Consider the following 3,529-nt stretch of genomic DNA (forward strand, 5'->3'; position numbering starts at 1 on the left):
GGGGCCCATGTAATTCTCCGGAACGTCGAGACGGTGGGAGAAAACTAACTGTAACTCCCTGTATCACCATATCTTGTCCCTGAGGCTTCCTCCGAATCCGCGGGCGATCCACGCGGCCGCGCCCCCAACGAGCAGGGCTCGGATGGGGCGTGTGGCGGGTGGCGGACGGCGGCGTGGGTCAGGGTTTGCGGGCGACCGCGCCGTACGCCGAGATCGGCAGGACCTGGCCCACCTCGGCAGTTTCCGGACGCCACTGGGTGATCGAGACGACGCCCGGTTCGACTACTTCCAGCCCGTCGAAGACACCGCGGATCTGGGCCTGCGGGCGCGGGACGTACGGTGTGCCGCCGGTGCCGGTGTAGTTCTCGCACAGGGTGACGTAGGCCTGGCTGTCGTCGGTGCCGTCCCAATAGATCAGGTGGCTGCCCGAGGGCACTGCGCCGACCACGGTACCCACGATGCGCAGCAGGTCGTCGTAGGTTTTGGCGTGACCGAGAACGCCCATGAACATCACCGCGATCGGCTCGTTGAAGTTCAGCACATTGCGTGCGTCGGCGACGATCTGTTCGGGGTCGTGGAAGTCGGCGTCGATGTAGGTGGTGACGCCTTCGTCGGTGGTGCTGGTGAGCAGTGCGCGCGCGTGGGTGAGCACCAGTGGGTCGTTGTCCACGTAGACCACCTTGGCGTCCGGGGCGACGCCCTGGGCGACCTCATGGGTGTTCTGCATCGTGGGCAGGCCGGTGCCGATGTCGAGGAACTGCTTGATGCCGCGTTCCTTCGCCAGGAAGCGGACGGCCCTGATCAGGAACTGCCGCGACTGCACGGCCATGGTCGAGATGTCGGGGTCGACCGCCAGCCCGGCGTCGCCGGCGATCTTGTCGATCTCGTAGTGGTCTTTGCCGCCCATCCAGTAGTTCCAGATCCGTGCTGAATGGGGGATATCGGTCCTGATCATCGGGGTCTGCACGTCGGCCATGAGCCTTGCTCCTCTGCAACTTTGACAGTGGCGCGCCCACCCAGGGGAGAACCACCAGCGACATAGCATCTGATCTGGCTGCGACAGTACAAGATTGGCACTGAAACGGTCGGGTCAATCCGTGAACGTTCACCGCTGCGTGCGACGGCCGGAATCGGGTAAAGCCGCTCCATGACGACACTGCGCAGGAATGCTGTAGCCACCGTGCTCGCCGCGGCCGCGATCGTGCTGCTCGGTACGGGCTGTGACCAGGTGGAGAAGGCGGTCAACCAGGGTGTGCATCGAACTTTCAGAGTTCGAGAAGCTTGACGAGGTTGATCCCCGCGTCGTCGAGCGGCTGAAGAGATTTCTCGCTGCGACCTCGAATGATCGCGCCTTGGATCGTGCTGACGATGACGCTACCGACCGACGCTGCCGCGGCGGAGTCCATGCCCGTCGAGATCAGCAAATCGGCCAGTCGGCGGGTCCAGTCGGCGAAAACAGTGGCCGACGCCGCTTGCACGGCCGGCGAGTCGGCGCCGCTCTGCGCGGCGGCCACGATCGGGCAGCCTGCGGTGAACGACGACGTGTCGAGTACCCGCTTCCAGACTTCCACCAGTCCGAGAACGACCTGCGCCGGTGACGACGATGCAGCGACCAGCGCGTCGATCGTCGCACTGATCTGTTGCCCGGCATGCAGGGTCGCCTGCTCCATGAGTTCGTTCTTGCCGCCGGGGAAGTGCAGGTATATCGAGCCTCGGGCGGTCTTGCTGTGGGCGAGGAGCTCGGTCAGCCCGGTCGCGGCGACTCCGTGTTCCCGCATCATGATTATCGCGCTGCGGATGAGGCGTTCTCGTGGCCCCGCCACTGTGTTCATCGGCAACCCTTCCGCAATAGACCGATCAGTTCATCCTACGGTATCGTCGTCGACGATAGAACGATTGGTCTATCCACAGAGAGGGCACGATGACTACCGCAACGCACAACCCCGAAACCCCGGATTTCGCCACCATGAGCGGACTCGAACTGCTGCGCGCGGCGACCGCGATGCCCGATCGAGCCGGAATCGGCACGCTGCTCGGCATGACGGTCGAGGAACTCGAGTTCGGGCGGGTGTCGTTCAGCCTCGTCACGCGGCCCGATTTCGCCAACCCACTCGGCACCACCCACGGCGGTATCTGCGCGACCCTGCTGGACTCGGTGATGGGTTGCGCGGTTCATTCCGCACTGGATGCCGGGGTCGGATACGGCACGCTGGAGCTGAAGGTCAACTACATCCGATCTGTCCCGACCGACGGGCGCCGCCTCATCGGCACCGGCACGACGTTGCATGTCGGCCGCACCACGGCCACAGCCGAAGGCAAGGTGTTCGACGAGGCAGGCAAACTCGTCGCCCACGCCACCACCACCTGCATCATTCATCGCTGACCTCAGCCGGGGCGAACCCCGATCACCAGCGTGACCGGGGCCGCATTCAGCGATCGCGGCGGAGCACATCGGCATCCGAGGGCTCGGCGGCACGAAGGGGCGCGCCGACGTGGTGCAGGTGGGTCAGCGCCTCGCGGTACGAGGCGATCAGGCCGGTCTCGTGGTACGGCACGCCGATTTCGGCGCAGTAGTCGCGGACGATCACCTGGGCATGACGCAGATTCGGCGTCGGCATGCTCGGGAACAGATGGTGTTCGATCTGATAGTTGAGCCCGCCTAGGGCGAGGTCGGTCACCACACCGCCGCGCACATTGCGGGAGGTCAGCACCTGTCGACGGAGGTAGTCGGGGCGGTCGTCACCGGTCAAGGTCGGCATGCCCTTGTGGTTGGGGGCGAAGATGCAGCCCATGTACAGGCCGAACAGGCCCTGGTGGACGGCGAGGAACACGAGAGCTTTGTCGGCGGGCAGGACCGCGAACAGTGCGGTCAGGTAGAGGGCGAAGTGACCCAACAGCAGCGCGCCCTCCCAGCCGCGATGTTTGACCGAACGATTCTTTAGCGCCCGCACACCGGCCAGGTGCAGGTTGAGGCCCTCCAGCAACAGCAGGGGGAAGAACAGGAACGCCTGCGCCCGTCCGATGAGACGCGGCAGACCGCGGCTGGAACGTGCCTGCTGTTGTGACCAGACCAGGATGTCGGGTGCGACATCGGGGTCGAGTTCCTCGTGGTTCGGATTGGCGTGATGGCGGGTGTGCTTGTCCTGCCACCAGCCGTAGCCGAGGCCGATGCCGGCGTTGCCCGCGATTCTTCCCACGAGCTCGGTGGGCTGACGCAGCCGGAACACTTGCCGGTGGGCGACATCGTGCATCACCAGCGCGACCTGCGCGAACGTCACGGCCATGAACGCCGCGACCAGCAGGGTCCACCACGAGTCGCCGACGAGGACGAACGCCGCCCAGCCGCCCACGAACGCGGTCCCGACGAGACTCAGCCGCATCGCGTAGTAGACAGGGCGGCGGCGCAGCAGCCCCGCGTCGGAGATTCTGCGCAACAGGCGGGCGTAATCGCCGTCGGCGCGGCGCCGCGGCGACCGTGGAGGTGACTCGGGAACCAGAGCAGGTGTCGTCATCTCCCGAAGCTATCGAC

4 protein-coding genes are annotated in these 3,529 nt (G+C 65.5%); 1 reads left to right on the plus strand and 3 read right to left on the minus strand.

Annotated features, from left to right (window positions below; genetic code table 11):
- Window positions 1–178: 178 nt before the first annotated feature.
- Window positions 179–976 carry an SAM-dependent methyltransferase gene (locus ACFWF3_RS28675; RefSeq protein WP_379316621.1) on the minus strand — a complete coding sequence of 266 codons (798 nt, stop codon included), beginning with the start codon at window positions 974–976 and terminating at the stop codon, window positions 179–181.
- 289 nt (window positions 977–1,265) lie between these two features.
- Complete coding sequence (locus ACFWF3_RS28680) at window positions 1,266–1,832, minus strand: TetR/AcrR family transcriptional regulator (RefSeq protein ID WP_379316623.1); 567 nt, start codon at window positions 1,830–1,832, stop codon at window positions 1,266–1,268.
- A gap of 89 nt (window positions 1,833–1,921) precedes the next feature.
- Between ACFWF3_RS28680 and ACFWF3_RS28685 the strand changes: the two genes are divergently transcribed.
- A complete protein-coding gene (locus tag ACFWF3_RS28685; protein WP_378630826.1) occupies window positions 1,922–2,383 on the plus strand; it encodes a PaaI family thioesterase in 462 nt (153 codons plus the stop codon).
- 46 nt (window positions 2,384–2,429) lie between these two features.
- On the opposite strand, the gene ACFWF3_RS28690 is transcribed toward ACFWF3_RS28685, so the two are convergent.
- Window positions 2,430–3,512, minus strand: a complete 1,083-nt coding sequence (locus tag ACFWF3_RS28690; protein WP_379316625.1) for a fatty acid desaturase family protein — start codon at window positions 3,510–3,512, stop codon at window positions 2,430–2,432.
- Window positions 3,513–3,529: the final 17 nt, after the last annotated feature.

Source organism: Nocardia sp. NPDC060220, from assembly GCF_042727815.1.
In the GTDB taxonomy this organism is placed as follows: Bacteria; Actinomycetota; Actinomycetes; order Mycobacteriales; family Mycobacteriaceae; genus Nocardia.

Bases quoted from the DNA above. Each gene is read 5' to 3' on its own strand.
- ACFWF3_RS28675 (WP_379316621.1), bottom strand. From the start codon at position 976: ATGGCCGACGTGCAGACCCCGATGATCAGGACCGATATCCCCCATTCA.
- ACFWF3_RS28690 (WP_379316625.1), bottom strand. From the start codon at position 3,512: ATGACGACACCTGCTCTGGTTCCCGAGTCACCTCCACGGTCGCCGCGG.
- ACFWF3_RS28685 (WP_378630826.1), top strand. From the start codon at position 1,922: ATGACTACCGCAACGCACAACCCCGAAACCCCGGATTTCGCCACCATG.
- ACFWF3_RS28680 (WP_379316623.1), bottom strand. From the start codon at position 1,832: ATGAACACAGTGGCGGGGCCACGAGAACGCCTCATCCGCAGCGCGATA.